5 protein-coding genes and 3 tRNA genes are annotated in these 3698 nt (G+C 58.7%); 5 read left to right on the forward strand and 3 right to left on the reverse strand.

The genetic code is table 11. From position 1 onward, the window contains the following. Positions 1-186: 186 nt before the first annotated feature. Complete coding sequence (locus tag C9413_RS29435; protein ID WP_166677471.1) at positions 187-360, forward strand: hypothetical protein; 174 nt, start codon at positions 187-189, stop codon at positions 358-360. A gap of 674 nt (positions 361-1034) precedes the next feature. Here the strand turns inward: C9413_RS29435 and C9413_RS29440 are convergent. Continuing rightward, positions 1035-1110: transfer RNA gene (locus tag C9413_RS29440), tRNA-Thr, on the reverse strand. A 181-nt stretch (positions 1111-1291) separates the two neighbouring features. Between C9413_RS29440 and C9413_RS29445 the strand changes: the two genes are divergently transcribed. Next, positions 1292-1612, forward strand: a complete 321-nt coding sequence (locus tag C9413_RS29445) for a hypothetical protein (protein WP_039844627.1) — start codon at positions 1292-1294, stop codon at positions 1610-1612. A 135-nt stretch (positions 1613-1747) separates the two neighbouring features. Here C9413_RS29445 and C9413_RS29450 read toward each other — a convergent pair whose 3' ends face one another. Together C9413_RS29450 and rlmB are read right to left on the reverse strand one after the other, a co-directional pair. Beyond that, complete coding sequence (locus C9413_RS29450; RefSeq protein WP_166677472.1) at positions 1748-1906, reverse strand: hypothetical protein; 159 nt, start codon at positions 1904-1906, stop codon at positions 1748-1750. An 84-nt stretch (positions 1907-1990) separates the two neighbouring features. Continuing rightward, positions 1991-2881: a 23S rRNA (guanosine(2251)-2'-O)-methyltransferase RlmB gene (rlmB, locus tag C9413_RS29455; RefSeq protein ID WP_039844628.1), complete on the reverse strand. Its 891-nt coding sequence runs from the start codon at positions 2879-2881 to the stop codon at positions 1991-1993. Positions 2882-3082: 201 nt separating this feature from the next. Between rlmB and C9413_RS29460 the strand changes: the two genes are divergently transcribed. From C9413_RS29460 to C9413_RS33985, 3 genes are all read left to right on the forward strand, one after another. Next, a tRNA-Tyr gene (locus tag C9413_RS29460) sits at positions 3083-3167 on the forward strand. 25 nt (positions 3168-3192) lie between these two features. Further along, positions 3193-3266, forward strand: a tRNA-Gly gene (locus C9413_RS29465). 131 nt (positions 3267-3397) lie between these two features. Further along, on the forward strand, positions 3398-3688 hold the full coding sequence (locus C9413_RS33985) for a hypothetical protein (protein WP_170251297.1): 291 nt from the start codon (positions 3398-3400) through the stop codon (positions 3686-3688). Positions 3689-3698: the final 10 nt, after the last annotated feature.

Here is a 3698-nt window from a genome sequence, read left to right on the forward strand (position 1 = left end):
CCGCAACCCATCATGGGCATAGCGTCCACGAGCGAGTTACTTTCACGGGCGCCTGGTAGATTTGTCAAGGAAACAGCCATTCAAAGCAACGCCGCGGTCCGGTTGCGCCGGGTTTCCCGCGAAGAGGGAACTCTCTTAGCCGCGTGTCGTTGTTCCCATGTCACCACCAGCCAATGGAGCGGCAAAATGAGCAAGACAGACGTCAAAAAGCTCGTGAAGCGGGCCGAACGCCAAGTCGAAAACACCAGCGCCGGCGGCCATCTCGGCGGCACCTATTTCGGCCAGCAACCCGACGGAAAGACGGCATCCTCGACCAATAGCGAGGCGCGCAAGTCACGCTCGAACGACGGCAGCAAGTGACGACGAGTATGGACGGCTGCCCTCGGCTGACGATGCGATCGGAGCGTCCGGACTGCTCGGGCGTGTGGCACCGTGCGCCAAAAAATCGTGATGCAAATGGCCCCCGGCACAACGGCCATGCCGAATGTTAGCTACGGACTTCGTTGTGTCCTCATTCTTGTAGGCGTCGACACGCTCACTCTCGAGTGGCGGACTGTTCCTTTCTCGGCGCGATTTGCGCGCCGGCCGGTGAGCGGCATGTTTCGGATCACACAGCCCGCGCACCGCCTCGCCAGCCGGCGGCTTTTCTTACAGCCACATCAAAAAAAGACCGCCCCGATCTGCGAGGCGGTCAATGCGGATTCGATATCCGGCGACCACGGTGAGAGAGGGGTGAGAGACACCGGAGTCGATAGCAGCTTGGCGCAGCTGATCGCCTCTTTGGTTGGGGTGTTGAGGCGATAGAGCAACATATCAATGGACCGCCCCTCCCGAAATTATACGTTGGTTGTCCCAAGCTAGGCCCTTGGTATGCGGCGTCCTGCTTCTTATGCGCGATTCATATTCCATCGAATCGTCGCAACCTGCGGGAAGAGCCCGGAAAACATGGTAATTCTGGTTAAATCATCGACGCATAAAAAAACCGCCAACAAGCGCGGTCCAGCATCAAGTCCCTGATTTTATTAACTAATATATGGTGCCCCCGGCAGGGTTCGAACCCGCGACCCCCTGATTACAAATCAGGTGCTCTACCAACTGAGCTACAAGGGCAATGCGTGCCAACTAGCAGATTCTTCCGGTCTGTAAAGAAAAATCCGGCCTGGGCGCGATTTCGTGATCTATCATAGACCCAATCCCTCTTCATTTCATGAACAAAAGCTGAAGTAACGATTCAGGAGCAGTTCAGGGCAGGAGGCGCAGATTTCGCTCACCTTCATCAAGGAGATGAGCCATGAGAATTGCCCGTTTTGCCATTGCAGCGCTTCTGTCGCTTGGATCGGCCGTCGTTGCCGTCGAGCCCGTGGTTGCCGCTCCCGTACATGCACCTGTTGCTTCCGTCGATAAGAGCGACGTCGTGAAGGTGCACTACCGTGATTATCGCCGCCATGGGCGCCATTCGTGGCGGCATGAACGCCGTTACTGGCGCCATCATCCGTATGCCTATGAGCGCCGCCACTACCGGCCCTGGCGCGCCGAGCGCAGGTGGAGGGAACGTTATTACCGGCGTCATCACTACCGGTCGCACTATTTGTATTTCGGCATCAACCTGTGATTGCCCGCTCGCTTGCTGATGCCGGATTCGTGTGGCCGGCTCTCAAAAGGGTGGCATCATCGGGATATCGAGAATGGGGCTGCTGGAGCAGCCGTCGATCAGCAAACGCGATGCCGCCGGAGCGATTCCCGGCGGCTATTGCACCGGTGGTGTCGGTGTGGGTACCGGCGTCACAGGCGCCAGAGGATCCGGCTGGCGCGTCGGCTGGGTGGGATCGACCCATATGATACTGATAATGATGGCGACGAAGACTGCGATGAACAGGATGCCGAACAGGAGGGGCCGGATTGCCATGCCGGGTATTTTCCTTCTCTCTTGCTGTTGTGCTGCGCTGTGGCGAACCTTGGGCCCACCATTCGTTCATTTTGAGACGTCCGCTTATTTCTTCAGATGAAGCCGGGCCGCATACATCGCGATCGCAGCCGCGTTCGAGACGTTCAGCGATTTGATCGCGCCCGGCATGTCGAGCCGCGCAAGCGCGCTGACGGTCTCGCGCGTCTTCTGCCTGAGACCCTTGCCTTCGGAACCGAGGACGAGCGCAACCTTGTCGCCTGAGAACGTGCCTTCGATCGGCGCTGGTCCTTCGGAATCGAGGCCGATCGAGAAGAAGCCGAGCCGGTGCAATTCACCAAGCGCGTCGGCAAGATTGGTAATCTGTATATAAGGAATGAGTTCGAGCGCGCCGGAAGCCGATTTCGCAAGCACGCCCGATTCGGTCGGGCTGTGTCTTTGCGTGGTGATAACGGCGCCTGCATTGAAGGCGACGGCCGAGCGCATGATGGCGCCGACATTGTGCGGATCGGTGACCTGGTCGAGCACGAGGAGCAGCGGGCTGTCTTTCAGCGCCTCCAGGCGCCGGACGGGCAGGGGGCGGGTCTCCAGCATCACGCCCTGGTGGATCGCATCGGGGCCGAGCACCTTGTCGATATCCTGCGGCGAGACGATCTCGACTGGAATGCCGAGCTGGCCGGCATCGATTTCGAGGCGGGTGAGCGCATTCTGCGTCACCGTCAGCTTGACGTTTTTCCGCTCGGGATTTTCGATTGCGGCGCGCACGGTATGCAGGCCGTAGAGATAAACCTGGTCGGCCGTAAGCGCCGGCGCCTTCCAATCCTCGCCGCCGCGTTTGCGCTTGTGCGGAGGAGGCGTCGGAATTTCGCCGCGCTCGCGCTTGGCATCACGGTGGGCACGCCGCAGAGTGGCGTAGTGCGTATCCTTGGGGGACTTGTCGGTTGCGGGCTTGCCGCCGGATTTGTTGTCTTTGCTCATGCGGCTTTATAACGGCGGTGCTTCACCGCGCATAGGGTTTCTTTGCCGGCGGCGGCTTTCAACATGCGATGAAATTTTTCGTGTTTTTTCTATTGTCTTCATGTTGACATGGGCAAATGCTCCGGTCATATACGCGGCGCAGATCGAGGGGCGGTAACGCTCCTGGGTCTTCGAGCTTGGTTACGATCCAGACGAAAAACTGGAGAGATGCCCGAGTGGTTAAAGGGGACGGACTGTAAATCCGTTGGCTCAGCCTACGTTGGTTCAAATCCAACTCTCTCCACCATTCGTCACTGGGATCGGACCACCCCGCGGGTATAGCTCAATGGTAGAGCAGCAGCCTTCCAAGCTGAATACGCGGGTTCGATTCCCGCTACCCGCTCCAAACTTTTCAATACTTTTGCAATGCCGCGCATTGCGCGCGCGCGTTTTTTGACGTCGCGCCTTCAAGGGCGAAAAATTTCTGTTTGAACGACGCGGATACTGCTGCTTAACTGGCCGCCATTGAGAGGTGTCATGCGAAATGTGATTTTGGCCGCTGCATTTTTGCTTCCGTCGGTCGCCCTTGCCGCCGAGGCCGTGGAAGTCAGGGCCCGCGATCTCAGCTGTGGCGAACTCGCGCAGTTCATCCGGCAAAATAAAACAGTATTTGTCCGAATCGGCATCGGCGGCCGCCGCTTCCGCTATCCGCCAGCGCGCGGCAGGGTGGGGGAGAAGCAACCGACGCACGATTTTCGGGGAGCCAGGGAGAAGCAGCTGGTCCTCAGTCATGCCGTGGGCCACGAGCCGGCGTCCTTTTATAAATGACTCGCTAAGT

Source organism: Rhizobium sp. SEMIA 4085 (assembly GCF_013004495.1).
Classification (GTDB): Bacteria; Pseudomonadota; Alphaproteobacteria; order Rhizobiales; family Rhizobiaceae; genus Rhizobium; species Rhizobium gallicum.

Coding starts and splice junctions, on each gene's coding strand:
- C9413_RS29435 (WP_166677471.1), top strand. CDS start 187: ATGAGCAAGACAGACGTCAAAAAGCTCGTGAAGCGGGCCGAACGCCAA.
- C9413_RS29445 (WP_039844627.1), top strand. CDS start 1,292: ATGAGAATTGCCCGTTTTGCCATTGCAGCGCTTCTGTCGCTTGGATCG.
- C9413_RS29450 (WP_166677472.1), bottom strand. CDS start 1,906: ATGGCAATCCGGCCCCTCCTGTTCGGCATCCTGTTCATCGCAGTCTTC.
- rlmB (WP_039844628.1), bottom strand. CDS start 2,881: ATGAGCAAAGACAACAAATCCGGCGGCAAGCCCGCAACCGACAAGTCC.
- C9413_RS33985 (WP_170251297.1), top strand. CDS start 3,398: ATGCGAAATGTGATTTTGGCCGCTGCATTTTTGCTTCCGTCGGTCGCC.